This is a genomic window from Pseudomonas sp. FP597 (assembly GCF_030687435.1).
Lineage (GTDB): Bacteria > Pseudomonadota > Gammaproteobacteria > Pseudomonadales > Pseudomonadaceae > Aquipseudomonas > Aquipseudomonas lactucae.
The window spans coordinates 2,620,617-2,645,876 of record NZ_CP117432.1 but is presented as its reverse complement, the minus strand read 5'-3'; the positions used below and the strand labels follow the sequence as shown (position 1 = coordinate 2,645,876).

Sequence of the window (25,260 nt, the reverse complement as noted above, 5' to 3'; positions counted from 1 at the left end):
GCAGCAGCGGTGCCGCGCACGCGGGCCCGCTGCAACGCCATGCCCGCGAGCCGCCTTGCCCTGCCCCTTTGTAGAGTGACCGAGGTGCCCTATGGCCTTCTTGAATACAGTGCGAAAACGTCTCGGCGGCCTCCTCCTGGTGGTGTTCGGGGTTTCGCTGATTACCTTTTCGATTTCCCATCTGATCCCCGGCGATCCGGCGCGCCTGATCGCGGGTGACCGCGCCACGGATGCGATTGTCGAGCATATTCGGCATCAATTGGGCCTGGATCTGCCGCTGCACCAGCAATACGGGCGCTACATGCTCGACCTGTTTCATGGCGACCTGGGCACCTCGATCCGAACCAGCCGCCCGGTGCTTGAAGACTTGCAAGCGTTCTTCCCGGCGACCCTGGAGCTGGCCTTCGCCGCGCTGACATTATCGATCCTGGTGGGCGTGCCCCTCGGTGTATTGTCGGCGGTCTACCACAATCGCCTTATCGACCAGATCGCCAGGACACTGGCGGTAACCGGCATTTCCACCCCCGCCTTCTGGCTGGGCCTGGGGTTGATCGTGGTGTTCTACGGCCACCTGAACTGGCTGCCCGGCAGCGGACGACTCGATGAAGGCTTGACCCCACCGCCAACCTATACGGGTTTCTACCTGATCGATTCAGTGATTGCCGGCGACATGGCGCTGTTTGGCAACGCGCTCAAGCATCTGATCCTGCCCGCAATCACACTGGGCTTCGTCAACCTGGGCGTCATCGCGCGGCAGATCCGTTCGGCGATGCTGGATCAGCTCGGCGAAGACTACATACGCACGGCACGCGCCTATGGGTTATCGAAGTGGACCGTGATTCTTCGCCATGCGCTGCCCAATGCACTGATCCCTTCCATCACCGTGCTGGGCTTGACCCTCGGCGACCTGCTGTATGGCGCGGTGCTGACTGAAACCGTGTTCGCCTGGCCGGGCATGGGCGCCTACGTCGTCAAATCGATTCAATCGCTGGATTTCCCCGCAGTCATGGGCTTCGCCATCCTGGTGTCGTTCATCTACGTACTGCTCAACATGACGATCGATCTGCTGTATCGCGTGATCGACCCGCGCATTGGCGAGGTCAACTGACAATGTCCGATTCCCTTATTGCACCGGCCGTTGCGCCCTTGCCAAAAATGAACCGCTGGCAGGACAAGCTCGCGTACCTGGCCCACCAGCTACGGCGCAGCCCGCTGACCATGGCCGGGCTGCTGATCACCCTCGCGGTGCTGCTGGTGATGCTGTTCGCACCGTGGCTCGCGCCCCATGACCCCAACGCCTTGAACCTGGCACAGCGGCTGGCGGCGCCTTCGGCGCAGCATTGGTTCGGCACCGATGAAGTCGGGCGTGACCTGTTCAGCCGGGTGCTGTACGGCAGCCAGCAATCGGTGGGCGTCGGCCTGTTCGTGGCGTTCACCTCGTGCCTGGCCGGTGGCCTGCTCGGCTGTATGTCCGGGATCATTGGCGGACGCTTCGACGGCCTGGTGATGCGCGTCATGGACATCATGCTGTCGGTGCCGTCGCTGGTGCTGATCATGGCGCTGGCCGCCGCGTTGGGCCCCAGCCTGTTCAATGCGATGCTGGCGATTACCCTGGTACGAGTGCCGTTCTATGTGCGCCTGGCGCGCGGCCAGGCCCTGAGCATTCGGCAGATGGGCTACGTGAAAGCCGCCGAAACCTTCGGCGCGGGGCGCTGGCACATGGTGAGCTGGCACGTCGCCCGTAACGCCATGCCGCCCCTGCTGGTGCAACTAAGCCTGGATATCGGCAGCGCGATCCTGATGGCCTCCGCCCTGGGGTTCATCGGCCTGGGCGCGCAGCAACCGACCGCCGAATGGGGCGCCATGGTCGCCACCGGACGCAACTATATTCTTGACCAGTGGTGGTACTCCACCTTTCCAGGGGTCGCAATCTTGATCACCGCGACCGGGTTCAACTTATTGGGCGACGGCGTACGCGACCTGCTCGACCCACGCCAGCAGGGGAAATGAGCATGCCTATCCAGCCACAGGTCACTGCCCACTCACGCGAACCCGTGCTGTCCATCGACAACCTGCGGATTGAATTCCCGGCATACCGCAGTACCGTAAAAGCGCTCAACGGTGTCTCCCTGGAGGTCAAGGCCGGCGAAATTGTCGGCGTGATCGGTGAGTCGGGCTCGGGAAAATCGGTGACCGCCATGCTGAGCATGCGCTTGCTGCCGGAACGCGCCTACGCGGTCAAAAGCGGGGCGCTGCACATTCTGGGACGAGACATGCTGGGCGCCTTGGAAAAAGATCTACTCAAGGTGCGTGGCAAAGACGTCGCGATGATTTTTCAAGAGCCCATGACGGCGCTCAACCCGACCCGGCGGATTGGCCGGCAGATGCTCGACGTGATCATCCATCACCAGAAGCTGAGCACGTCCGAGGCCCGCGCCAAAGCCATTGCCCTGCTGCGGGACATGCACATCGCCGACCCCGAACAGGTCATGCACAGCTATCCGTTCGAACTGTCCGGCGGCATGCGTCAGCGGGTCATGATCGCCTTGGCATTTTCCTGTGATCCGCAACTGTTGATCGCCGACGAGCCGACCACCGCGCTGGATGTCACCGTGCAGCGCCAGGTCTTGCTGCTGCTGCGCGAAAAGGCTCGCCAACGGGGCACGGCGATCCTGCTGATTACCCATGACATGGCTCTGGTCTCGCAGTTTTGCGACCGGGTGTACGTGATGTACACCGGCGCGGTGGTCGAGCAAGGCATTACCGCCCAGGTGATGGCTGACCCCCGTCATCCCTACACGAAGGGGTTGCTCTGCGGCTTGCCGGAACAGGTCGAGCCGGGCCAGGACCTGATGACCATCCCCGGCCAGGTGCCCAACCTGGCCGCCTTGCCCGAAGGCTGCACGTTTCGCGACCGCTGCGCCCATGCCATGGCGCGCTGTGCCGAGCGCCCGCCGATGCAGACCGTCGATGCCGCAACCGGCCACCAAAGCGCGTGCTGGTTGGTCGAGCCGCCCTCCCCCTCATCCCTGGAGTTGCACTCATGAATGACATCGCCACGCTCGCCACCCGCCCGCCCATCCTGGGCTTGCAGGACGTCCGGGTGCACTACCCGATGGGCACTGACTGGCTGGGAAGACCCAAAGCCGTGGCACACGCGCTCAATGGCATTGACCTGCAGGTGCAGGCCGGTGAAACCCTGGGCATCGTCGGCGAGTCAGGCTGCGGCAAGAGCACCCTGGCGCAACTGTTGATGGGCTTGATCAAACCCACGTCAGGCCGGCTCGATTGGGTGTACAACACCGACAGCGAGCGCAGCAGCCACGTGCAGATCGTCTTCCAGGACCCGCAGTCCTCGCTGGACCCGCGCCTGCCGATCTGGAAAATCATCACCGAACCGCTCTACGTCCAGCGCAGCGCTCCGCGCCGCGATATGCACGACATCGCCGCCAAAGTCGCCGCGCAAGTCGGCATCAGGGCCGAGTATCTCGACCGCTACCCTCACCAGTTTTCCGGCGGGCAACGCCAACGCATCGCCATCGCGCGGGCGCTGTCGTCGAACCCGGACATCATCGTCCTGGACGAGCCGACCTCTGCGCTGGACATTTCGGTGCAGGCGCAAATCCTCAACCTGTTGAGTGAATTGCAACGCGCTCGGCAGCTGACCTATATCCTCATTTCCCACAACGTGTCGGTGGTGCGCCACATGGCGGACCGGGTGGCCGTCATGTACTTGGGACAGGTAGTGGAGTTGGGTTCTGCGGCGCAGGTGCTGGAGCATCCGCGCCATCCCTATACGCGCTTGTTGCTCGAAGCCGTTCCCCGTCTGGGAGCCCCCGTGGACGATGCGCATGTCTCGGCACCGACCGAGTTGCCCGGCAATCGCAACTTGCCCAAAGGCTGCTTTTTCCGTGATCGCTGCCCGCAGGCGACGGTTGGCTGTGAACGACCTCAAGCGTTACTGCCGGCCAGCCGCTCCAGTGGCACTGAGCAGGTCAGATGCCACCTGGCGTCAGCCGAGCAAGGGCTGCCAACCCAACCGGCCGGTTAGCGCGCGCCACAGGCATTGATCGGCGGTACCCGCCCCCGCCACGGCTGCGCCCGCTCCAACTGTGCCGCAAGCGCGAACAAGGTACTTTCCTCGCCAAAGCGCGCAGCAAAATGCGCCCCCATCGGCAGGCCGGCCGCGCTCCAGTGCAACGGTACCGACATCGCCGGTTGCCCGCTGGCATTGAACAGCGCGGTGAACGGCGAGTAGCTGTGGAAGCGCTCGATCAACTCATCCAGGTTCAAGCGGTCGTCCTGCAGGTCCAGCTCGCCGATCAGTACGGGTTCACGGGCCAGGGTGGGTGTGAGGATCAGGTCATAGTCCTGCATGAACACCGCCAGTTGACGGCCCAAGGCATGGATCCATTCCACCGCGCCGGCGTACTGCGCCCCGCTGACCTCGCCCTTGCCGCGCAGGATGATCCGGGTGCGGGTTTCAAGCTCTTCGGGCTGCACCGCAAAGCCGCGCATCTGCCCCAGTACGTCGAGGTAATGACGGGTGCTGGCGCCAATGATGGTAAACACCTGATCGAGAAACTCCGGCAGCGCCACCGGCAGCTTCACCAGCTCGACACGGTGGCCCAGGGACTCGCACAGCCTGGCCGCCGCGCGCACGGACTCGACCGCTTCACTGGACGTCGACCACGGCTCGAGGTGTTCCACCAGTGCAATCCGCAGTGGCCGTGGATCACGTTGCAGCGCCGAGACATAGGGCTGTGCCTGCATGGGCGCGGCGTACGGTGCGCCCAGGTCGATGCCCGCCGTCGCATCCAGCAACGCGGCGCTGTCGCGTACCGACAAGGTGATGGCATGGGGCGTGCCCATCCCCGCCCAGCCTTCGCCAATCATCGGGCCCGACGGCAATAACCCGCGACTTGGCTTGAGGCCGAACACCCCACAGCAGGACGCCGGCACACGCAACGAACCGCCGCCATCGTTGCCATGCGCAAACGGCACGACGCGCGCCGCCACCAGGGCCGCCGCGCCGCCGCTGGAACCGCCCGCGCTGTGGCTGGTGTTCCAGGGGTTGCGGGTGGTGCCGAAGCGGTTGGACTCGGTGGAGTACGAGGTACCGAATTCAGGCGAGGTGCTGGTGCCGACGATCACGCAACCGGCACGGCGCAAACGCGTCACCAGTTCTGCGTCGAAGTCGGCGCGCGCGCCTCCCAACGCCTGGGAACCGTTGCTCATCGCCGCGCCATTGACCGGCGAGAACAGGTCCTTGATCAAGGTCGGCACCCCGGCAAACACCCCGTCACCGGGCCGCGCCGTGCGTGCGGCCTCACGGGCCGAATCGTACAGGCGCTCGGCCACAGCGTTGAGCTGCGGCTCGACCAGCTCGATGCGATCGATGACCGCCTCCAGCAGCTCGCCGGGTTGTATCTCGCCGCGCCGCAGCCACTCGGCCAAGCCGGTGGCGTCCTCGGTGTCCAGCAGGTTGTGGATGTCCATGTGCATGCCCTCTTGATTACAAATGACTTGAGCCGAGCGTTCGGGTGACTGCCTTGCGCCGCGCTTGCAGGCCGGCCAGCGCCCAGACCAGGGCCGAGATCACACTGGCGAACGCCAGCCACTGAATGGAGAGGCGCAGGTCGCCAGAGCGGGCACTGAGCAGTGCCACCACCAACGGGCTGACGAACTGGCCGAAATACAGGCAAGAGGTGAACCCGCCCAGGCCACGCCCACGGGTCCTGGCGCTCAGGGCATTCATCACCGGCGCCATCGCGTTGGGCACCAGCAGCCCGGCGCCCAGGCCGTGAATCAGCGTCGCCAGCAATACCGCGTTGTAACTTTGCGCGCGCATCAGCAGCCACAGCCCCAGCCCCAGCAAGGTCAGCAGCAACGCATTGCAACCGGCGATACCGATGCGGCGGCGCAGCAGCGGCCAGGCCAGCGACCCGCCCAGGGTCGCCAGCAGGCTCAGACCGGCCGACAGCCCGATCATCGTGCTCGACGTCACGCCCAGGCCAACCAGCAGAATCGGGGCCTGGATCGGCACCACAAAACTCAGGACCATGCCGCTGAGAATCAGCAGGTAACCGATCACCACGGGCAGGATCGCTACCCGGCCCTCTTCAGGCGCATCGATCGGCTGCCGGACGCCCTCGGGTTCCCACAGCACCTTGATCATCAACGGCACCAGCAACAAGGGCAGCAGGTACAGCAGGAACGGCAGGCGCCAGGAGTGTTCGCCCAATGCCCCGCCTACGACAAAGAACAGCGAGCCCACGAGGCCGATGGTCACCACCTGTCGATTGATGTAGCGCATGCGTTCTTCGCCGTGCCAATAGTCGGCGATCAAGGTGGCGCAACAGGTCATCACTGCGGCTTCGGCGCAACCGAACAACAGGCGCACGCCCACGATGCTCTGCAAGTTATCGAGCACGGCCGGCAACGCCCCGAGCACGGCATACAACACGGTGGCGATCACCAGCAGCGCCTTGCGCCCTACCCGGTCGGCCAACCAGCCGGCCAGGGGTGCGCACAGCGCAATCGCCAGCGCCGGCCCGGTCACCGCCAAGGGCACCAGCAGGTCGGCACGCGGCTCCAGCGGGCCAAACGCCGCGCCCAGCTTGGGCAGGATCGGCGCGACCATCGCCGCGCCCATGATGGTCAGGCTGCTGCCCAGCATCAGCACCAGCCCTTCACGGCGGCCGGTGGCTTGACGGGGTAACGCGCTATCAGAACGTGATGGGTTCATGTCCGGCCCCTTAAAAACTTTGAGAGATACGCAGCGCCACGGTGTAACCCTCGGCCCGGTTGCGGGCGTCGGTTTCCTTGTAGGCATGCAGCCAGATGGGGGGCAGGCCGGGCTTGAAGTAACTCACCGCCGGCCCGACGGCCAATACCCGTGCGCGATTGCCCGACTGCAGCCCCGGCGCGTCGTCATCGCTGAACTGGCGGTAGTAGTAACCGCCCAGGCCCAGGGTCCACGGCCCTACATGCTGGCCCACGGCAAATTCGTGGCGGTACTCGACGCCGTTTTTGTAGTCGGTTGCAGGGTTGCGGGTGTTGACGTCGACTTCAAAGCTGGAGGACACCTCGAAGCCACTGTCGGTGATGTAAGTGGCGTTGACGATCGGCGAGAATGTCCAGTGGTTGAGCCCCGGTGAAATCAAGCGATTCTTGTCGTAATCACCGGTAGGCGTCTGGATCTGCAATTGCGTGTTGATGAACAGGTTCGGCGACAGGTTCCATTGCAGGATCAGCGGCAGCAATTGCACGTCGGCCATTCGGAACGGATCGGCCTCCAGGCTCAGCGGCCCCACCGGCGTCTGCACCTTGACCGAAGCGTCCATCTTGAAAAACGGCACCACCGCGCCGAAACCATACTGGGCGCCCAACACGGTGTGATCGGTCATGCGCATATAAGCGACGCCGATGGACAACACATCCAGTGAGAAGTGGTTGTCGACGGAGCGCCCGTGGCGGTCCTTCTGCACGTTGGCCGAGTAGAACGCCGTTCGCAGCCCCAGCGTGCCGAACGGTGTGGCCGGCGGCATCATCCCCGCGCCAAAGTCATACACACCGACCGCCGTGGTCGGCGCGCCATTCTCGGTGGCCTGGGCGCCGGCGCAGCAACCGAGCAGCCCCAGGGTGAACAGCGTCATGCGTGCGGCGTTTGCATTATTGTTGTTGATCATCGAATGCCCTCCCATCAAGTGGTGTGGGCCATCCTAGTAATCAGCGCCGCGAGCGGGTTATCCGTTTTCAGCAGAGTTGCGCACGTCGCAGGGTCTGCGAAGGGCTTTCGCCAAACATGGTGCGGTAATCGCCCGAGAACCGGCTCAGATGCCAGAACCCCCAGCGTGCCGCCACTTCCTGTACGCCCTGGGACTGCGTGCTCGTACGCAGTTCGCGGCGCACCGCATTGAGGCGCAATGCGCGCAAATACGCCACTGGGTTGATGCCCAGGGTTTCCTGGAAACAGTACTGGAGTTTGCGCCGGCTGGCGCCGATGTGGTTGCACAGGTCGAGGATCGACAACGGTTCGTCGAGGTGGCTCAGCGCATATTCGCGCGCGCGGTCGACCATCCTTTTACGCGCGGTGGGGTTGAGGGGCGGCGCTTGATCCGGCGCAATCAGTTCCAGCACGTGCACCATCACCGTGTCGCGTATGCCGCGGCGGATCGAGTCGTGCCCGAGCAGCGCATCACGCCCCTGGTCGCAGCCCGCCAGCGCCTCGAACAATGCCGCGAGTGCATGTTGCACAGGCGAGTCGCCCAAGCGGTAACACTTGGGAAGATCGGTAATTCGAAAAGCGCTGCCCTGGCGCTCCAGCACATGTTCCAGCACGTGCTCGTCGATTGCCACACTGAGCAGATCCAGGTGCTGGGGCGTGTGCAGCTCGGGCAGGTTGTGCCCGTGGGCAACCAACAGGCTGGGCTCGTGAATCGGATGCCCGGCGCAGTACACCGGGCCGTGCGCACTCAACGGCAAACTGAAGGTGATTGCGCCGTCCCAGGCCGTTCCGCTTTTGATCATGGCTTGATTAGAGCGGTCGCGAGCCAGTTGCATCCAGTCCGAACGGAACGCGATCAGCTCGCCTTCAAAGGCGCCCGGCGAGAGCTGATCGTAGCGAACCTGCCAGCCCTGCATGTTCCGGGCGTGCTCATCGATATCGCTCGTGAAAAAATGCTGCAGGGATGACGTCGACCGAACCTGCTTGGAAACCGCAGGCACCCGCTCATTATTGTTGTTCATGGACCCGACCTTTTTGAGTTGCAAGGCTTACGGGTCATCTACAAGGCAAGTTCCATTCCGGACTCAGGACCGATCGTGCAGTTGTGCCGAAAACGGATAGCGCAAGGAGCGCCTACATGCCGCCAGCGGGCAAATACGTTCACCTGTTAATGAGTTTTACGCATCAAGGCTTTATATTCTTCAGCTCGTTGAGCAGGCTCAGCAGTTGCTCCATTTTTTCCGCGCCAAACTGCTCTTCGATCTTGCGGTAGTTGCTTTCCATGCCTTCACTCATCGACACGAAGCACTGCTGGCCGCGCTCGGTGAGGCCGACGAACACGCGTCGCTGGTCCTGGCTGGACTTCTGCCGACGCACCAGGCCATCGCGCTCCAGACGACTGAGCACACCGGTCATGCTCGGTTTGAGGATGCACGCCTGCTGGGCAAGTTGATGGCTTTCCAGCTCGCCCTGCTGGCGCAGGATGCGAATCACCCGCCATTGCTGTTCGGTCAGTTCATGTTTGTTCAGGGCCGGCCGGAAAAACGCCATCGCGGCTTCACGGGCTTGCAGCAGGATCAGGGTCAGCGAAGGTCTGGGGTTGGCCATATCGGCACCACGTGGATGAACGAGTCGGCAGCTTAGTGTCGCCGCCCGGCGCACGCAAGCCTGTGAAAAGTGCAATCGGTTCCGCGTAAAAGCCATTCTGTCCAAGCGCCGCGCTGGTCATGCTGATCGCTATAAGATCAACAACACCAAGGCGCAACGGCCCATGCCTGGCTCAACGCAAACCCAATTGTCGCTGGCGATACTCCCCCGGAGTGAGCTGTGCGTAGCGCTGGAAAAACCGACTGAAATAGGCCGGATCCTTGAACCCGAGCTGATAGCAGATTTCGTTGGCGGAGCTTCCGGTGAACAGCAGCAGGCGTTTGGCCTCCTGCATCAGGCGTTCCAGGATCAGGCGCTTGGACGGCAGGTCGGCGATGCGTCGGCACACATCGTTGAGTCGCGCCTCGGTCACGCCGATGCCTTGCGCATACCGCGACAACGGCCAGTGCTGCAGGTAGTGCGCTTCGATCAGCTCGTTGAAACGGTGGAAGATCTTCAGGTCTTCGTGCCGCGCCGGGGTGGCTTTCAACGAATGGGAGCACAGCCGCAACAGGCTGACCATGATCAAGCGCGTCAAGCTGTCCAGGGCAGCGCCATGCCCTGGGCGCTGGGCGTCCACCTCTTCGCTCAATTCGTCGAACAGAAAATCCAGCCGGCGTATTTCACCCGCGTTGTGCGGCCCCAAATGCGCCAGCGCGACACACGCCGCCGGCAGCTGCGCCCCGGCCGGTGCCAGGCTGGGGTCGGTCTCGATCAATTGCCAGACCAGTTGCTGGCGTACCGTCAACACGTGCCCGTCACTGTCGGCCTCGGTCACAAAAGCGTGCGGCACGGTGGGCGGCGTGAGGAAAAACATCGGCCCGGACTCGACGTACTGCTGGTCGTCCAGGTACACGCGCACCGTGCCGCTCTTGACGTAGTGCACCTGGAAGAACCGGTCGTGCCGGTGCACCGGCATGTTGCGCCCGAAGAAACCCGCCAGGTTGGCCAGCCGGTCGTAATGCACCTGCGCGTCGCTGTAGCGCTGGTCGTACACCTGGCCGATGTTGATGTTCGGGATCGGTTGACGGTCGGTCATCGCACGCTGCTCGTTTTTATTGTGATTGCCGTGGTGCTCATCCTGCACCGAATCGCGCAGCGCAACCACCGGGAAGAAAGTCTGCCACGCTTGACGATAGTTAACATCTTAATTATAACTGTTAACACATTAACAAAAATCGGAGCCCCATGGCTCTGCCAGGAGAAAGCATGAGCCGTGCCTTGCATGACGTCGCCACCGGCACCCTGTTCGCAGTCGCACTGAACTACCAGGGGCTGCTCAAACAGCGCCTCGCCGAATTCGAACAGCCGCCGTATCAAAAGCCGCCGGTCAAACCGGTGCTGTTTATCAAGACGCCCAACACGCGCAATCAGCACGGCGCCGCAGTGGTGCATCCAGGCCAGGGCGAACGCTTGCAACCCGGCCCGGCGCTGGGTGTGGTGATGGGCAAGAGCGCCAGCCGCGTGAGCGCGGCCGACGCCCTCGATTACGTGGCCGGCTACACCATCGTCAATGAATTCAGCCTGCCGGAAGACAGCTACTACCGCCCTGCCGTCAAAGCCAAATGCCGTGACGGTTTTTGTGCGGTCGGGCCCGAGTTGATCCCCGCCGCGCAGATCAAAGACCCGCACGGCCTGGCGATCACGCTGTACGTCAACGGTGAGATTCGCCAGCAGAACACCACCGCCAACCTGGTGCGCAACATTCCTTTGCTGATCGCCGAAATCAGCGAGTTCATGACCCTGCACGCCGGTGACGTGCTGATCACCGGCACCCCGGAAGGTCGCGTCGACGTGCAGCCGGGCGACACCCTTGAAGTTGAAATCAGCGGTTTGGGCCGCCTCGCCAACCACGTCGTGGCCGAGTAACAGGAGCTTGTATGAAACACGCCCGCATCCAGTTTGAAGGCGAAGTCCACCTCGCCCATGTCGAAGACAACAACGCCGTGCGCCTGGCCGATGGTCGGCTGCTGGCCGAAGACCAGGTGCAGTGGCTGCCACCAGCCACCGGCAGCATGTTCGCCCTGGGCCTGAACTACGCCGACCACGCCGCCGAACTGGCGTTCAAGCCGCCCACCGAGCCGCTGGCCTTCATCAAATCCCCCGGCACCTATACCGGCCACAACCAGGTGACCTGGCGCCCGGATAACGTCGCCTACATGCACTACGAGTGCGAACTGGTGGCCGTCATCGGCAAGCCGGCGCGCAACGTCAAGCGCGAACACGCCCTGGACTATGTGGCCGGCTACACGGTGTGCAACGACTACGCCATTCGTGACTACCTGGAAAACTACTACCGCCCCAACCTGCGCGTGAAAAACCGCGACGCCACCACACCGGTCGGCCCGTGGATCGTCGATGTGGCCGATGTGCCCGACCCGAGCAACCTGAAGCTGCGCACCTGGATCAACGGTGAACTGCGCCAGGAAGGCAGCACAAAGGACATGATTTTCGACATCCCCTACCTGATCGAATACCTGTCCGGCTTCATGACCCTGCAACCCGGCGACATGATCGCCACCGGCACACCCGAAGGTCTCGCGGATGTGGTGCCGGGCGATGAAGTGGTGGTGGAAGTCGAAGGCGTGGGTCGCCTGGTCAATCGAATTGTCAGCGAAGCGGCGTTCTTCAACGCCCGTACAGAGGCTTGAGCAGCATGATCAAACATTGGATCAACGGCCGTGAGGTCGAAAGCAAAGACGTGTTCGTCAACTACAACCCGGCCACCGGCGAAGCCATCGGTGAAGTCGCCAGCGGCGGCGCAGAAGAGGTGGCGCAGGCCGTGGCGGCGGCCAAGGAAGCCTTTCCGAAGTGGGCCGGCACACCCGCCAAGGAACGTGCGCGCCTGATGCGCAAACTCGGCGAGCTGATCGAACAGAACGTGCCGCGCCTGGCCGAACTGGAAACGCTCGACACCGGCCTGCCGATTCACCAGACCAAAAACGTGTTGATCCCACGCGCCTCGCACAACTTCGATTTTTTTGCCGAAGTCTGCACGCGCATGGACGGGCACAGTTACCCGGTCGATGACCAGATGCTCAACTACACCCTGTACCAACCCGTAGGCGTGTGCGCGCTGGTCTCGCCGTGGAACGTGCCGTTCATGACGGCCACCTGGAAGACTGCGCCGTGCCTGGCGCTGGGCAATACCGCCGTGCTGAAGATGTCCGAGCTGTCACCGCTGACCGCCAACGAACTGGGGCGCCTGGCCGTCGAAGCCGGCATCCCCAACGGCGTGTTGAACGTGATCCAGGGTTACGGCGCCACCGCCGGCGATGCGCTGGTGCGCCATCCGGACGTGCGCGCGATTTCCTTCACCGGCGGCACCGCCACCGGCAAGAAGATCATGCAGACCGCGGGCCTGAAAAAGTATTCCATGGAACTGGGCGGCAAGTCGCCGGTGCTGATCTTCGAAGACGCCGACCTGGAGCGCGCCCTCGACGCGGCACTGTTCACGATTTTCTCGCTCAACGGCGAACGTTGCACCGCCGGCAGCCGGATCTTTATCCAGGAAAGCGTTTACCCGCAGTTCGTGGCTGAGTTCGCCGCGCGCGCCAAACGCCTGATCGTCGGCGACCCGCAAGACCCGAAGACCCAGGTCGGCTCGATGATCACCCAGGCGCACTACGACAAGGTCACCGGCTACATCAAGATCGGCCTCGAAGAAGGCGCCACCCTCCTCGCCGGCGGCCTGGAGCGCCCGGCCAACCTGGCGGCGCACTTGAGCAAAGGGCAGTTCATCCAGCCGACGGTATTTGCCGATGTGAACAACAACATGCGCATCGCCCAGGAAGAAATCTTCGGCCCGGTGGTGTGCCTGATTCCATTCAAGGACGAAGCCTGCGCCCTGCAATTAGCCAACGATACCGAATACGGTCTGGCGTCCTACATCTGGACCCAGGACATCGGCAAGGCGCATCGTCTGGCCTATGGCATCGAAGCCGGCATGGTGTTCATCAACAGCCAGAACGTGCGCGACCTGCGCCAGCCATTCGGCGGGGTGAAAGGTTCCGGCACCGGCCGTGAAGGCGGCCAATACAGCTTCGAGGTGTTCGCCGAGATCAAGAACGTGTGCATCTCGATGGGCAGCCATCACATTCCACGCTGGGGCGTCTGAGCAACACCAAAATCCCCTAAGACAACAACAATTTCAGGAGAATCATCATGGGCGAAGTCGTCCTGGCCGCGAAAATCTGCCACGTCCCCTCGATGTATTTGTCGGAGCTGCCCGGCAAACACCATGGCTGCCGTGAGGCGGCGATTGCCGGCCACAAGGAAATCGGCCGGCGTGCCCGCGAACTGGGCGCCGATACCGCCGTGGTGTTCGATGTGCACTGGCTGGTCAACAGCGCCTATCACGTCAACAGCGGCGAGCACTTCAAGGGTATCTACACCAGCAACGAACTGCCGCACTTCATCAAGAACATGGAGTACGAGTACCCGGGCTGCCCGGAGCTGGGCGAGCTGATCGCGCTGGAGGCCAACGCGGCCGACGTGCGCACCCTGGCCCACAACATTCCGAGCCTGGAGCTGGAATACGGCACCCTGGTGCCGATGCGCTACATGCACATGGGCGTGCCGGACGATCAAAAATTCAACGTGGTGTCGATTGCCGCCTGGTGCGCCTGGCATCGTCTGCAAGACAGCTTCACCTTCGGCGCCGCCGTGCGCCGCGCCATCGAAAAGAGCGACCGCAAAGTCGTGGTGCTGGCCTCCGGCTCGCTGTCGCACCGGTTCTCCGATGACCGCAATGCCGAAGCCAATATCCATAACTGGACGCGCGAGTTCGACAAACAGGTCGACCTGCACGTGGTGGAGCTGTGGCGCCAGGGTCGCTGGAAAGAGTTCTGCGCCATGCTCCCCGACTACGCCGAGCACTGCTTTGGCGAAGGCAAGATGCACGACACCGCCATGCTGTTGGGGTTGCTCGGCGGGCAGGAGTACGCCAAGCCCGCCGAGATCATCACCGAACCCTTCGGCAGCTCGGGCACCGGGCAGATCAACGCCATTTTCCCGGTATGAACAAGAACAGCTACACGCTTCAAGCCGCAAGCTACAAGCCGATCACGCTCACTTGCCGCTTGAAACCTGCCGCTAAAAGCTACCGACGCAGGAGGCTCCATGCCCCACTTCATCGCTGAGTACACCGACAACCTTGAACAGCAGGCGGACCTGCCGGGCCTGTTCGAAAAAGTCCACGCCACCCTGGGCGAGAGCGGCGTGTTCCCGCTGGGCGGCATCCGCAGCCGCGGCGTGCGCCTGGACACCTGGCGCATGGCCGACGGCAAGCATGACTACGCCTTCGTGCACATGACGCTCAAGGTCGGTCATGGCCGTGACCTGGCAACCCGGCAGAAGGTCGCCGAAAAACTCTTCGAGGTGATCACCGCGCACTTCGCCGAGCTGCAAGCCCAACGCCTGCTGGCCTTGTCGTTTGAAATGGTCGAACTGCACGAGCAGCTCAATTTCAAGCAGAACAATGTGCACGCCTTCCTTAAGGCGCAGGTGAGTTAACCCGCCCTGCCCGTTCGTTCCATCGGCCTCTCAGACAAAAAGTATAAAACCATGAGCACAGCCAATACCGCCGACACCCTTGCGAGCGTCGTCCGCGACCGCACCCACAGCGCCATCACCTGGCGGCTGATGCCGCTGTTGCTGATCTGCTACCTGTTCGCGCACCTCGACCGCATCAACATCGGCTTCGCCAAGATGCAGATGAGCACCGACCTCAATTTCAGCGACACCGTCTATGGCTTCGGTGCCGGTCTGTTCTTCATCGCCTACGCGCTGTTCGGCGTACCGAGCAACATGGCCCTGGACCGTGTTGGCCCGCGACGCTGGATCGCCACGCTGATGGTGGTGTGGGGCGCGCTGTCGACCTGCATGTTCCTGGTCGACAGCGCGACGGGCTTCTATGTGCTGCGCTTTTTGCTCGGGGTGGCCGAAGCGGGTTTCTTTCCGGGCATCCTGGTGTTCCTGAACCGCTGGTACCCGGCCGGTCGGCGTGCACAAATCACTGCCTTGTTTGCGATAGCGGTGCCCATGGCCGGGGTGATCGGCGGACCGCTCTCGGGCGGCATCCTTGAGCACTTTCATGACCTGGGCGGCCTGCGCGGCTGGCAGTGGATGTTTGTGATCGAGGGTGCGCCGGTCATCCTGCTCGGGCTGGTGGTGCTCAAATGCCTGCCGGACAGTTTCGAGCGTGTCACCTGGCTGACACCTGCACAAAAGCAACAATTGCGCGAGCAACTGCACAGCGAAGAACAGCGCAAATCCATCACCTCGTTCTCCGCCATTCTGCACAACCGGCAAGTGTGGCTGTTGGTGGCGGTGTATTTCGCGGTGATGCTGGCGGTCAATACCCTGGCGTTTTGGATGCCGACGCTGATCCACGGCGCCGGGGTCGGCAGCGACGGCAAGGTCGGCCTGCTCAGTGCGGTGCCGTACCTGGCCGGGTGCTTTTTCATGATCGGCTGCGGGCGCTCGTCCGATCGCCACCGCGAACGCCGCTGGCACCTGTGCGTGCCGTTATTGATGTCGGCGGGCGGCATTGCCATCGCCGGGCTCGCCCCCACCAACCCGACCCTGGTGCTGGGCGGCCTGATCATCGCCGGCATGGGCGCCAGCGCGGCGCTGCCGATGTTCTGGCAACTGCCCCCCGCGTTCCTGTCCAACCACACCCAGGCCGCCGGCATCGCCTTGATCAGCTCCTTCGGCAGCATCGCTTCGTTCTTCGCGCCCTACCTGATCGGCTGGATGCGCGACACCACACACAGCGCCAGCCTGGCCCTCTACGCCCTGGCATTGCTCATTGCACTCGGTGGCGTGCTGGTGCTGCGCACCCAGGCGGCCATCGTCAACCCTCACTGAGAGACCCTTGTCATGCTCGATCAACAGCTTATCCAGCAAGCCGCCGCCCGCCTCGACCAGGCGGAACGTTCACGGGAACAGGTGCGCCAGTTCTCCCTGGAACACCCGGCAATCACCCTTGACGACGCCTACGCCATCCAGCGCGCGTGGGTCGCCCAGAAAATCAAGGACGGGCGCAAGCTGGTCGGTCACAAGATCGGCCTGACTTCACGCGCCATGCAGGTGTCTTCCAACATCACCGAGCCGGATTACGGTGCGCTGCTCGATGACATGTTCTTCGACGAAGGCACCGACATCCCCTTCGAGCGTTTTATCGTGCCGCGGGTGGAGGTCGAGTTGGCGTTCATCCTGGGCAAGCCGTTGAAAGGCCCGAATGTGACCGTGTTCGACGTGCTCGATGCCACCGAATGGGTGATCCCGGCGCTGGAAATCATCGATGCGCGCATCCAGCAGGTCGACCCGCATACCCAGGCGACACGCAAGGTGTTCGACACCATTTCCGATAACGCGGCCAACGCCGGCGTGGTGATGGGCGGGCGCGCCGTGCGCCCCACCGAGATCGACCTGCGCAAGGTGCCCGCCGTGCTCTACCGCAATGGCGTGATCGAAGAATCCGGCGTGTCGGCCGCCGTGCTCAACCACCCGGCCAAGGGCGTGGCCTGGCTCGCCAATAAGCTGGCCGCCTATGACGTGACCCTGCAACCGGGGCAGATCATTCTCGGCGGTTCCTTCACCCGCCCGGTGGCGGCCAACCCCGGCGATACCTTCCATGTCGACTACGACATGCTCGGCTCGATTGCCTGTCGTTTTGTGTAAACGGAGGACGGCTCGATGGATATGCCTGTGAACACCTTCAAACAACGCCTGCGCAGCGGCGAAGCCCAGATCGGCCTGTGGCTGGGACTGGCCGATGCCTACTGCGCGGAACTGGCCGCCAACGCCGGCTTCGATTGGCTACTGATCGACGGCGAACATGCGCCCAACGACCTGCGCGGCATGCTCGGCCAACTCCAGGCCGTGGCGCCCTACCCCAGCCATCCGGTGATTCGCCCGGTCATCGGCGATACGGCCTTGATCAAGCAAGTGCTCGACATCGGCGCACAGACGTTGCTGGTGCCCATGGTCGAGAGCGCCGCGCAGGCGCAGGCACTGGTGAGCGCCATCCACTACCCGCCCAAGGGGGTGCGCGGCGTCGGCAGTGCGCTGGCACGCGCATCGCGTTGGAACAGCATCGCCGGGTACCTCGACAAGGCCGATGAGCAGATGTGCCTGCTGGTGCAGATCGAAAACCGCGAAGGCCTGGCCAATCTGGATGCAATCGCGGCCGTGGAAGGCGTCGACGGCGTGTTCATCGGGCCGGCCGACCTGAGCGCCTCGATGGGCCATCGCGGCAACCCAGGGCATCCCGAGGTGCAGGCGGCGATCGAAGACGCCATCGCACGCATCCGCCAAGCCGGCAAGGCCGCCGGCATTCTGAGCGCCGACCCGGCGTTGGCGCGGCGTTACATTGAGTTGGGCGCGGCGTTCGTCGCCGTGGGCGTGGACACCACGGTGCTGATGCGTGGGTTGCAAAGCCTGGCGGCGGCGTTCAAGGGGGCAGCGGTGCCGGCCAGCGCGGCGGGGGCAATTTACTAGAGTTGCAAATGAAAAGTGGCCTGTGGCGAGGGAGCTTGCTCCCGTTGGGGTGCGAAGCGGCCCTAAAAAATGGGGACTGCTACGCAGTCCAACGGGAGCAAGCTCCCTCGCCACAACAAGCCCGCTCGCCACAGGTGCAGCCTCGGCTTAGCGCTTCAGCGTTTTCAGCTCATTGAGCAAACCCAGAAGCGTCTGCAACTTCTCCTCGCCGAACCCCGCCTGCAAACGCTGATAATTGGCCTCCATGCACTGGCTCATCGAAGCGAAACAGGCCTGCCCCTTCTCCGCCAGCCGCACCAGTACGCGCCGCTGATCCTGGTGCGCCTTGCGCCGCTCCACCATCCCCGCCGCCTCCATGCGCACCAGCACCCCGGTCATGCTCGGCTTGAGGATGCAGGCCAATTCAGCCAGGCGATTGATCTCCAGCTCTTGATGCTGGCTCAGGATCCGAATGACCCGCCATTGCTGTTCGGTCAACCCATGCTGGTTAAGCGAGGGACGAAAAAACCCCATGGCGGCTTCCCGCGCATGGAGCAAGCTGAGGGTCAAGGATTGGCGCAATTGAGGCATATAAAGTCGGCGTCGTATTTAGTTAACAGATTAACAACATTCTAGCATCGGCACCTGTTCTCCGTGTGCAGCTTTACCCCTACGCAGGTTTCAGTGGCAGCCACGGTCAAGCGCGGCGGCACACAGAATCAAGACACCTACCGCTCGGAAGGCACTTAATAGCACCCAACAGGCACAGAGCCTCTTGTCGGCTCTGCGGTGAGTCCCCCTTCACTTTCCAGGCTGCGCCATGATCACTCTCGAAACGCCGACCTACTACTCGGCAACCAAGAAATACAACCTCAGCTTCCCGACCCTCGAACAGGACGTGGACGCCGACGTGGTGGTGATTGGTGGCGGTTTCTCCGGCATCAACACCGCGCTGGAACTGGCGGAAAAAGGCATCACCAACATCGTGGTGCTTGAAGCGCGTTACCTGGGTTTCGGCGGTACGGGCCGCAACGGTGGGCAGATCATGGCGGGCATCGGCCATGACCTGGAGAAGATCAAGCAGCAAGTCGGCGACGAAGGCCTGCGCCAGATCTTTGAAATCAGCGAGCTGGGCGCCGGCATCATCAAGGACCGCATCGCCAAATACTCCATCGACGCCGACTTCCGCCACGGCTACGGCTACATGGGCTTCAACGCCCGCCAGGAAAAGACCCTGCGCGCCTGGGAGAAAGACTTCAAGTCGATCAACACCAAGGATGAAATCCGCTTCATGGCGGGCTCCGAGGTCAAGCAGATCATCGGCTCCGATGCCTACAGCAGCGCGTTGCTGCACATGGGCGGCGGGCATGTGCACTCACTCAACCTGCTGCTGGGCGAAGCCAAGGCGCTGGCCGGGCATGGGGTGCGCATCTTCGAGCACAGCCCTGCCCTGGAAGTCAGCTATGGCGAGCGAGTCACCGTGCGCACCGGCCGTGGCTCGGTCAAGGCCGCCAAGTTGCTGTGGGCCTGTGACAGTTTCCTCAACAAGCTTGAACCGGAGTTGCACAAGACCACCGTCAACACCTATGCCTTCCAGTTGATGACCGAACCGCTGTCGGACGAGGTGATCAACCGCATCAGCCCGATACGCGGCGCCTACAGCGACATTCGTCCGGTGATCGACTACTACCGCGTCACCAACGAAAACCGCCTGTTGTTCGGCGCCGCCACGCCTTTCGTCGAACACATCCCGCTGGACCTCAAGGCCTGGAACCGCAACCTGATGCTGAAAATCTTCCCGTACCTCAAGGACGTGAAGATCGACCTGGCCTGGGGCGGGCCGATGGCGACCGGAGCCAACCTGTTCCCGCAGATCGGCACGCTCAGCGGTCGCCCCAACGCCTTTTACGTGCAGGGTTACGCCGGCTTCGGCGTCACGCCCAGCCATATCATCTGCAAGGTTCTGGCCGAGGGCATGAGCGAAGGCTCTTCGCGCTATGACCTGATCAGTTCGGTCAAGCACGCGCAAATCCTCGGCAAGGACCATATCCGCCCACTGCTGCTCACCGCCGGCAAAAGCCTTCATCAACTGTCGGGCTACTTCAACGGTCGCCGTTGAGCCCCCGCTGTTTCATTCACAGGAGAACCGCCATGCCCGTTACCCCCCTGAAAAAAGATATTCAATTATCGGACCTCGACGCCTGGGGCACCGTTGCCGACCTTGGCTCCGAGATCCTTGAAGGCGAGGTCAAGGCCTTCGGCAAGATGACCTTCGGCGCCCCGACCGACCCGGTCAGCAGCGCCTATTTCGGCACCACCCAGGGCAAGTTTCGCATGATCTACCCATTCGCCGAACAGGCCACCGTGGTCACCGGCGAAGTGGTGCTGACCGACGAAAGCACCGGCCAGAGCACCCGCTACAAGGCCGGCGACAGCTGGTTCGTGACCAAGGGCACGCCGGTGCTGTGGGACGTGGTCAGCGAAAGCTTCGTGAAGCATTATTTTGCGGTAGTCTGATCGCTCCTGGCTGCCGGCGTGTGCCGGCAGCGTTTTTTCTGGCGCAGGTAACCGACCATGCACGCCATCCCCGCCCAGGAAGTCGCCGGCCTTTGCCTGCAGGCTTTCACCCAACTCGTACCCGCCAGCCAGGCGGCGTTCTATTGCGTCGACCGCCACCTGCAAGCCCGCGACTTCAGGCTGCTGGGCATGAGCGGTGAGATGCACCGCGATTACCTGGACAACTACCGCCAATTCGACCCCCTGCAACCGCGCAACTGCCTGTCCACCGGGCTGGCCGTGGTGCCGCTGGGGTTGGCCATGGCCAGGCAGCCGCTGCGTGACAGCCGCCGCTACCGCGACTTCCTCGCGCGCTACGGGGTCGTCGATGTGGTGGAGATCGTCGCCCATCGCGCCGACCAGCCCCAGGCCGCCATCTCGCTGCTGCGCACGGCTGAACAAGGGGTGTTCACCCTCGACCAACTGGCCCAGTTGAATGCCTTGCAGGTGATGCTGCAAATGGCCGTGGCCAACATGCAACCGGCTGACGACGGGTTGGCCGGGCTCACGCCCAAGGAGCGCCAGATCGCCTGGCTGCTTCGCCAGGGCGCGAGCAACAAACAACTGGCCCAGGCGCTGGATGTTGGCCTGCCCACCATCAAGACCCACCTGATTCATCTGTTTCGCAAAACAGGCGTCAGCAGCCGCACCGAGCTGGTGGCCGCGCTGTTTCTTTAAGCGGGGTCAACCATTCGGTTGATAGGCGCACGCCCCTTCCCGCCGCATGCTCCGGGTTGTCAATTCAACCCACTGGAGCCATGCAATGACCACCCCATCCGACTGGATCACCGTAGGCGCCCTTGCCGACGGTTTTGCCCCTGAAGCCTTTATCCTGCCCAACCTGGCCGACCTCAACGGCAAGACCTTCACGCTGCACTTCGCCAATGGCTGGCAGATCGAGCACCGCTTTGAAACCGATACGCTGCACTGGAACGCCACCGATGGTCACTCCAGCGGTTCGGCCGCCTACCGCGCCACCTCGGTGCGTCCGGGCCTGTACCTGGTCGACTTTATCAAGCACGAGGCCGGGCAAGCCTGGTCGATCAGCCTGGTGCTGGATACCCCCACGTCATCGTTCACCGCCGTGATCGGCAGCATGCCGAACCGCGAACAAACCGAGCAAGGCCTCTACAGCCGCGCCCTGGCCGGCAAGGCCCTGACCTCGGTGGACGTGGAATTTCTGCATGGCAGCCTGAGTCAACCCTGGCAGGCCGGCCAGGGCCCGCACGCGCCGACCCAGGAGCTGACCGGGTTGCGCAACCTGTATCGCTACAGCCCCAGCGAAGTCTACGAGCACATCTACCTCAACGATCAGTTCTATTCCTGGCAGTGCCTCAAGGGTGTCGAACAGGGCCTGTGCGATACCGACCGCTGCCACTACTACAAGATTGCCGACCAGCTGTACCTGTTCGTCTGGCGCGAAAAGATCATCCCCACCCTCGGGCTGGTACTGATCGACCTGCAACAGCACCGCAGCGACGGCAAGATCTTCGGCTATGCCGGTGCGTCCTTCGATGAGCTGTCGAACTTTCCGGTCAGTTCCTACTGCCAGGTCCTCAACCATACGGAGTATCCCGATGCCTGATCCCCGTACCGTGGTCATCACTGGTGCCGGCACGGGCATCGGTGCCGCCTGTGCACGACTGTACGCCGCCGAGGGCGCCAACCTGGTGCTGATCGGCCGACGTCGCGAGCCATTGGAGCAGGTCGCCGCGCAAACCGGTGGCCTGGTATTGGTTGGCGACGCGGCCTGCGCGGACACCTGGGACCGCTTCGTTGCACAGATTCATGCGCGCTACGGCCGGCTCGATGTGCTGCTGGCCTGTGCCGGCGGGCATGGCGTGGGCAGCGCCAGCCAAACCAGCCCGTCCACCTGGGAAGCGGCGTTGCGCAGCAACCTGGACAGCGCGTTCTACAGCGCCCGCGCCTGCCTGCCGCTGCTGATCGAGAGCGCCGGCTGCATTGTGCTGCTGGGCTCCATCGCCTCGTTGGCCGCCGGGCCCGAAGTGTGTGGCTACACCACAGCCAAACACGCGCTGCTCGGGCTTAACCGCTCCCTGGCGCGGGACTATGGGCCACGCGGTGTGCGAGTGAATGCCGTGTGTCCGGGCTGGGTCACCACGCCGATGGCCGACGCGGAGATGCAGCCGCTGATGAGCTTCCACGGCGATACGCTGCAGCAGGCGTATGCCCGCGTCTGCGCCGACGTACCGTTGCGGCGTCCCGCCAGCGCCGAAGAAATCGCCAAGGTCTGCCGCTTCCTGGCAGGCCCCGACGCCTCGATCATCACCGGCGCCAGCCTGGTCGCCGACGGTGGTTCGAGCATCGTCGACGTGCCGACCCTGGCCTATGCCCATATGGAGCAGTCCCATGTCTGAAGACCTCGATTTCAGCGGCAAAAGCGTGCTGGTCACCGGTGGCGCGCAAGGTATCGGCCGAGCCATCGTCGAAGCGTTTGCGCTGCGTGGCGCGCGCGTGATGATCGTTGACCTGCGTCGGGCGCAAGCCCAGGCGTTGGCCGACGAATTGGGCAGGCGCGGGTGCCGGGTCGAGGCCATCGAACTCGACCTGGCCGATGCGACGGCGGTGTTCGACGGGGTCAAGGGCATCGAGCGCGACTGGGGGCGCCTGGATATCCTGGTGCACAACGCCGGCTATTTTCCGTTGACGGCGTTCGAGCAGATAACCCCGGCCCTGCTGGAACGTACGCTGGCGGTCAACCTTTGCGCGCTGTTCTGGCTGACCCAGGCCGCCTTGCCGATGTTTCAGCGTCAAGGCGGCGGTTGTGTACTGGTCACCTCGTCGGTCACCGGGCCACGGGTCGCCTATCCGGGGCTCAGCCACTACGCCGCGTCCAAGGCCGGGGTCAACGGTTTTATCCGCAATGCCGCGCTGGAACTGGCCGGCGATCGGGTAAGGGTCAACGGTGTGGAGCCGGGGATGATTGCCACGCCGGCCATGGACAACCTGGGCGATGATCAAGTCAACGCCGACATCGCCAACCGCGTGCCACTGGGCCGCCTCGGCGCGCCGGAGGACATTGCCGGGGCCATGCTGTTTCTGGCCTCGGACCTGGCGGGCTACATCACCGGGCAGACCATCATTGTGGATGGCGGGTCGACGTTGCCCGAGGTGAAGTAAGGTCTGTCAGGCATGACTGGAATCAACTGTGTGAGGGAGCAAGCCCCCTCCCACCGTTTGATCTCCATCGGTCGGGAGCATCGACAACGAATCCCCCAGCACCCGCGTCAACGCCGCAAGCCGTTTGACGTAGCCCTGCGGCGTCGAATAGATCAGCTCCACATGCAGGCTGTCGACGATGCCCAGGTAGGCGTCGCAATACACTTCCAGCGCCTGCGGTCGCGTCCTCGCATAGCGAGCTTGCGCGGCGCTTTGAAAGTCATGGCGAATGCGCGCCAGGTACCCCTCGAAACCGGTGGTGATCACGCTGCGAATATGCGCTGGTGGAAAGTACGCCGTGCGCAGCAGAAAGCGCAGATGCGGCGACGCTTCGTAGCGTGCGCTCAGCCGCTCGAGGTGCAACTGCCCCGGTACGCCCACATGCCCGGCCTCGTCCTTGAAGCAGCGCTCGATGCAGCGGTGCTCATGCGCCAGGGCAATCTCGAACACCCTCAGAAACAACGCCTCCTTGCTGACAAAGTGCGCGTACAACGACGCCTTGCGCATGCCCGCTCCGACCGCAATGTCGTTGAGCGATGAAGCGCTATAACCGTGATCGGCGAAGTGCTCGACCGCAACGGAACAAATGTGGCTGGCCGACAGGCTGAGCGGTTTCATGGATCGATGGATAACCTAGGCCGCGCCCACCGCCTGTTGCAGATGGGTCGAACGAAAATCCTTGGGCGATAGCTCGAATTGCTTCTTGAACGAGCGGCTGAAGTGCGCCGAATCGGTGAAGCCCCACTTGTAGGCAATCGAGGTGATCGACTCGCTCTTGAGGAACGGGTTGGTCAAGTCATCCGCGCTGCGCTTGAGCCGCGCGCGCTGGATGTAGCGGCAAACGCTGTCGTCCTGCTCTTCGAACAACCGGTACAGGTGCCTCACCGAGATGTTCAAGCGGCTGGCCAGGCCCACGGGGCTCAGGCCAGGCTGGGTCAGCGACTCGTCGATGACTTTCTGCACGTAGCTGCGCAGGTTGCCGCCTTGCAGGCAGGCGATGCCCTCACCGGGTGCGTCATGCACTTCAAAGGCTGAGCCCAGCAAGGACACAAAGGCTGCTTGCAGGGCCTGCGCCTCCTCATTCGAATCCTGGTCGCCCAGCCCTTCCCGGCACAGTTGGTCCATCAGCACGTGGAGCATGCGGCCACAGGCCTTGCTTGAAGAGATCTTGCCGAAGGTTTTCGGGGCGCCGCCCAGTTGCTTGCACACTTCATTGCGCGAGAGCGACAGCGAGGCATGTTCGATCAGGCCAAACGGGCTGATCTCGATCGAGCCTGTGGAGTCCATCAGCAGCATGTCGCCGGGGGCCAGTTGCACAACCTGGCCGTTCTGGGTGATCTGGCAATAGCCGCTGCGTTGGCTGACAAGAAAACAATGCTGGTCCATGTCGTGATCGGCGTTGGGCCGTTCACGCTTGATCATCCCGGCATTGGTGCGCAGGTTGGCCAGTGACAGGCCACCGCGCTCACGCTTGGACACCTCACCGATAAACAGTGAGCGGTTAAATGCCAGTTCCGTGTCGAAATGGCCGCAGGCGGCGCGTAGATCCCGCGTCCAGTTTTCCAGTCCACAGTCCGCAGATTGATAAGTGCTCATGGCAACTCCACAGTGGCTTCTTGTTTTTGTTGGCCAATAGTTAACATGTTATCTATATAGGCGCAACA

The 25,260-nt window shown here is 63.1% G+C and carries 27 protein-coding genes; 18 read left to right on the top strand and 9 right to left on the bottom strand.

Going from position 1 to position 25,260, the window contains the following annotated elements; genetic code table 11:
• Positions 1-91: 91 nt before the first annotated feature.
• Genes PSH66_RS12390 through PSH66_RS12375 form a run of 4 tightly spaced genes read left to right on the top strand, consistent with a single transcriptional unit; the run spans position 92 to position 4,051 of the window.
• Positions 92-1,108: an ABC transporter permease gene (locus PSH66_RS12390; RefSeq protein ID WP_305429202.1), complete on the top strand. Its 1,017-nt coding sequence runs from the start codon at positions 92-94 to the stop codon at positions 1,106-1,108.
• Positions 1,109-1,155: 47 nt separating this feature from the next.
• On the top strand, positions 1,156-2,010 hold the full coding sequence (gene ddpC, locus PSH66_RS12385; protein WP_370694849.1) for a D,D-dipeptide ABC transporter permease: 855 nt from the start codon (positions 1,156-1,158) through the stop codon (positions 2,008-2,010).
• A gap of 2 nt (positions 2,011-2,012) precedes the next feature.
• The gene (locus PSH66_RS12380; RefSeq protein WP_305429199.1) at positions 2,013-3,047 is read left to right on the top strand and encodes an ABC transporter ATP-binding protein; all 1,035 of its coding nucleotides are present in this window, start codon (positions 2,013-2,015) and stop codon (positions 3,045-3,047) included.
• On the top strand, positions 3,044-4,051 hold the full coding sequence (locus PSH66_RS12375) for an oligopeptide/dipeptide ABC transporter ATP-binding protein (protein WP_141064166.1): 1,008 nt from the start codon (positions 3,044-3,046) through the stop codon (positions 4,049-4,051). The genes PSH66_RS12380 and PSH66_RS12375 overlap by 4 nt, the downstream gene beginning before the upstream one ends.
• On the opposite strand, the gene PSH66_RS12370 is transcribed toward PSH66_RS12375, so the two are convergent.
• The 6 genes from PSH66_RS12370 to hpaA all read right to left on the bottom strand — a co-directional run bounded on the left by PSH66_RS12370 (position 4,048) and on the right by hpaA (position 10,415).
• A complete protein-coding gene (locus PSH66_RS12370) occupies positions 4,048-5,499 on the bottom strand; it encodes an amidase (RefSeq protein ID WP_305429198.1) in 1,452 nt (483 codons plus the stop codon). The genes PSH66_RS12375 and PSH66_RS12370 overlap by 4 nt on opposite strands.
• Before the next feature lie 16 nt (positions 5,500-5,515).
• Positions 5,516-6,748, bottom strand: coding sequence for an MFS transporter (locus PSH66_RS12365; RefSeq protein WP_305429197.1), 1,233 nt, complete (start codon positions 6,746-6,748; stop codon positions 5,516-5,518).
• A 10-nt stretch (positions 6,749-6,758) separates the two neighbouring features.
• Complete coding sequence (locus tag PSH66_RS12360; RefSeq protein ID WP_305429195.1) at positions 6,759-7,691, bottom strand: transporter; 933 nt, start codon at positions 7,689-7,691, stop codon at positions 6,759-6,761.
• A gap of 67 nt (positions 7,692-7,758) precedes the next feature.
• Positions 7,759-8,751, bottom strand: a complete 993-nt coding sequence (locus tag PSH66_RS12355) for a helix-turn-helix domain-containing protein (RefSeq protein ID WP_305429193.1) — start codon at positions 8,749-8,751, stop codon at positions 7,759-7,761.
• A gap of 163 nt (positions 8,752-8,914) precedes the next feature.
• Positions 8,915-9,337: a homoprotocatechuate degradation operon regulator HpaR gene (gene hpaR, locus PSH66_RS12350; protein ID WP_003173226.1), complete on the bottom strand. Its 423-nt coding sequence runs from the start codon at positions 9,335-9,337 to the stop codon at positions 8,915-8,917.
• 172 nt (positions 9,338-9,509) lie between these two features.
• Complete coding sequence (gene hpaA / locus PSH66_RS12345) at positions 9,510-10,415, bottom strand: 4-hydroxyphenylacetate catabolism regulatory protein HpaA (RefSeq protein ID WP_003173224.1); 906 nt, start codon at positions 10,413-10,415, stop codon at positions 9,510-9,512.
• A 170-nt stretch (positions 10,416-10,585) separates the two neighbouring features.
• Here hpaA and PSH66_RS12340 point away from each other — a divergent pair, with 170 nt between their 5' ends.
• The 8 genes from PSH66_RS12340 to hpaI all read left to right on the top strand — a co-directional run bounded on the left by PSH66_RS12340 (position 10,586) and on the right by hpaI (position 17,881).
• On the top strand, positions 10,586-11,245 hold the full coding sequence (locus PSH66_RS12340) for a fumarylacetoacetate hydrolase family protein (RefSeq protein ID WP_003173223.1): 660 nt from the start codon (positions 10,586-10,588) through the stop codon (positions 11,243-11,245).
• An 11-nt stretch (positions 11,246-11,256) separates the two neighbouring features.
• Complete coding sequence (locus PSH66_RS12335) at positions 11,257-12,027, top strand: fumarylacetoacetate hydrolase family protein (protein WP_003173222.1); 771 nt, start codon at positions 11,257-11,259, stop codon at positions 12,025-12,027.
• 5 nt (positions 12,028-12,032) lie between these two features.
• Positions 12,033-13,493, top strand: coding sequence for a 5-carboxymethyl-2-hydroxymuconate semialdehyde dehydrogenase (hpaE, locus tag PSH66_RS12330; protein WP_003173221.1), 1,461 nt, complete (start codon positions 12,033-12,035; stop codon positions 13,491-13,493).
• A 47-nt stretch (positions 13,494-13,540) separates the two neighbouring features.
• On the top strand, positions 13,541-14,398 hold the full coding sequence (gene hpaD, locus PSH66_RS12325) for a 3,4-dihydroxyphenylacetate 2,3-dioxygenase (protein WP_003173220.1): 858 nt from the start codon (positions 13,541-13,543) through the stop codon (positions 14,396-14,398).
• Between the two features lie 99 nt (positions 14,399-14,497).
• Positions 14,498-14,890, top strand: a complete 393-nt coding sequence (locus PSH66_RS12320; RefSeq protein WP_003173219.1) for a 5-carboxymethyl-2-hydroxymuconate Delta-isomerase — start codon at positions 14,498-14,500, stop codon at positions 14,888-14,890.
• Between the two features lie 51 nt (positions 14,891-14,941).
• The gene (locus tag PSH66_RS12315) at positions 14,942-16,246 is read left to right on the top strand and encodes an MFS transporter (protein WP_078824100.1); all 1,305 of its coding nucleotides are present in this window, start codon (positions 14,942-14,944) and stop codon (positions 16,244-16,246) included.
• A gap of 12 nt (positions 16,247-16,258) precedes the next feature.
• Positions 16,259-17,062, top strand: coding sequence for a 2-oxo-hept-4-ene-1,7-dioate hydratase (hpaH, locus tag PSH66_RS12310; RefSeq protein WP_003173217.1), 804 nt, complete (start codon positions 16,259-16,261; stop codon positions 17,060-17,062).
• 15 nt (positions 17,063-17,077) lie between these two features.
• A complete protein-coding gene (hpaI, locus tag PSH66_RS12305) occupies positions 17,078-17,881 on the top strand; it encodes a 4-hydroxy-2-oxoheptanedioate aldolase (RefSeq protein WP_305429189.1) in 804 nt (267 codons plus the stop codon).
• Positions 17,882-18,028: 147 nt separating this feature from the next.
• Here the strand turns inward: hpaI and hpaR (PSH66_RS12300) are convergent, their stop codons facing one another.
• Entirely contained in the window at positions 18,029-18,451 is a 423-nt protein-coding gene (gene hpaR / locus PSH66_RS12300) for a homoprotocatechuate degradation operon regulator HpaR (RefSeq protein ID WP_078732661.1), read from the bottom strand.
• Positions 18,452-18,680: 229 nt separating this feature from the next.
• Between hpaR (PSH66_RS12300) and PSH66_RS12295 the strand changes: the two genes are divergently transcribed.
• The 6 genes from PSH66_RS12295 (at position 18,681) to PSH66_RS12270 (ending at position 23,557) form a co-directional block, all read left to right on the top strand.
• Entirely contained in the window at positions 18,681-19,979 is a 1,299-nt protein-coding gene (locus PSH66_RS12295; RefSeq protein ID WP_141064159.1) for an FAD-binding oxidoreductase, read from the top strand.
• Positions 19,980-20,011: 32 nt separating this feature from the next.
• Entirely contained in the window at positions 20,012-20,377 is a 366-nt protein-coding gene (locus PSH66_RS12290) for a cupin domain-containing protein (protein ID WP_003173212.1), read from the top strand.
• A 57-nt stretch (positions 20,378-20,434) separates the two neighbouring features.
• The gene (locus PSH66_RS12285; protein WP_141064158.1) at positions 20,435-21,094 is read left to right on the top strand and encodes a LuxR family transcriptional regulator; all 660 of its coding nucleotides are present in this window, start codon (positions 20,435-20,437) and stop codon (positions 21,092-21,094) included.
• Positions 21,095-21,179: 85 nt separating this feature from the next.
• On the top strand, positions 21,180-22,001 hold the full coding sequence (locus PSH66_RS12280; RefSeq protein ID WP_305429188.1) for a molybdenum cofactor biosynthesis F family protein: 822 nt from the start codon (positions 21,180-21,182) through the stop codon (positions 21,999-22,001).
• Positions 21,994-22,794, top strand: a complete 801-nt coding sequence (locus PSH66_RS12275; RefSeq protein ID WP_078824092.1) for an SDR family NAD(P)-dependent oxidoreductase — start codon at positions 21,994-21,996, stop codon at positions 22,792-22,794. Before PSH66_RS12280 ends, PSH66_RS12275 begins: the two co-directional genes overlap by 8 nt.
• Complete coding sequence (locus tag PSH66_RS12270; RefSeq protein WP_305429187.1) at positions 22,787-23,557, top strand: SDR family oxidoreductase; 771 nt, start codon at positions 22,787-22,789, stop codon at positions 23,555-23,557. Before PSH66_RS12275 ends, PSH66_RS12270 begins: the two co-directional genes overlap by 8 nt.
• Positions 23,558-23,563: 6 nt before the next feature.
• Here the strand turns inward: PSH66_RS12270 and PSH66_RS12265 are convergent, their stop codons facing one another.
• Positions 23,564-24,214 carry a TetR/AcrR family transcriptional regulator gene (locus PSH66_RS12265; protein WP_141064155.1) on the bottom strand — a complete coding sequence of 217 codons (651 nt, stop codon included), beginning with the start codon at positions 24,212-24,214 and terminating at the stop codon, positions 23,564-23,566.
• Between the two features lie 15 nt (positions 24,215-24,229).
• A complete protein-coding gene (gene feaR / locus PSH66_RS12260) occupies positions 24,230-25,192 on the bottom strand; it encodes a transcriptional regulator FeaR (RefSeq protein ID WP_003173206.1) in 963 nt (320 codons plus the stop codon).
• Between the last annotated feature and the right edge of the window lie 68 nt (positions 25,193-25,260).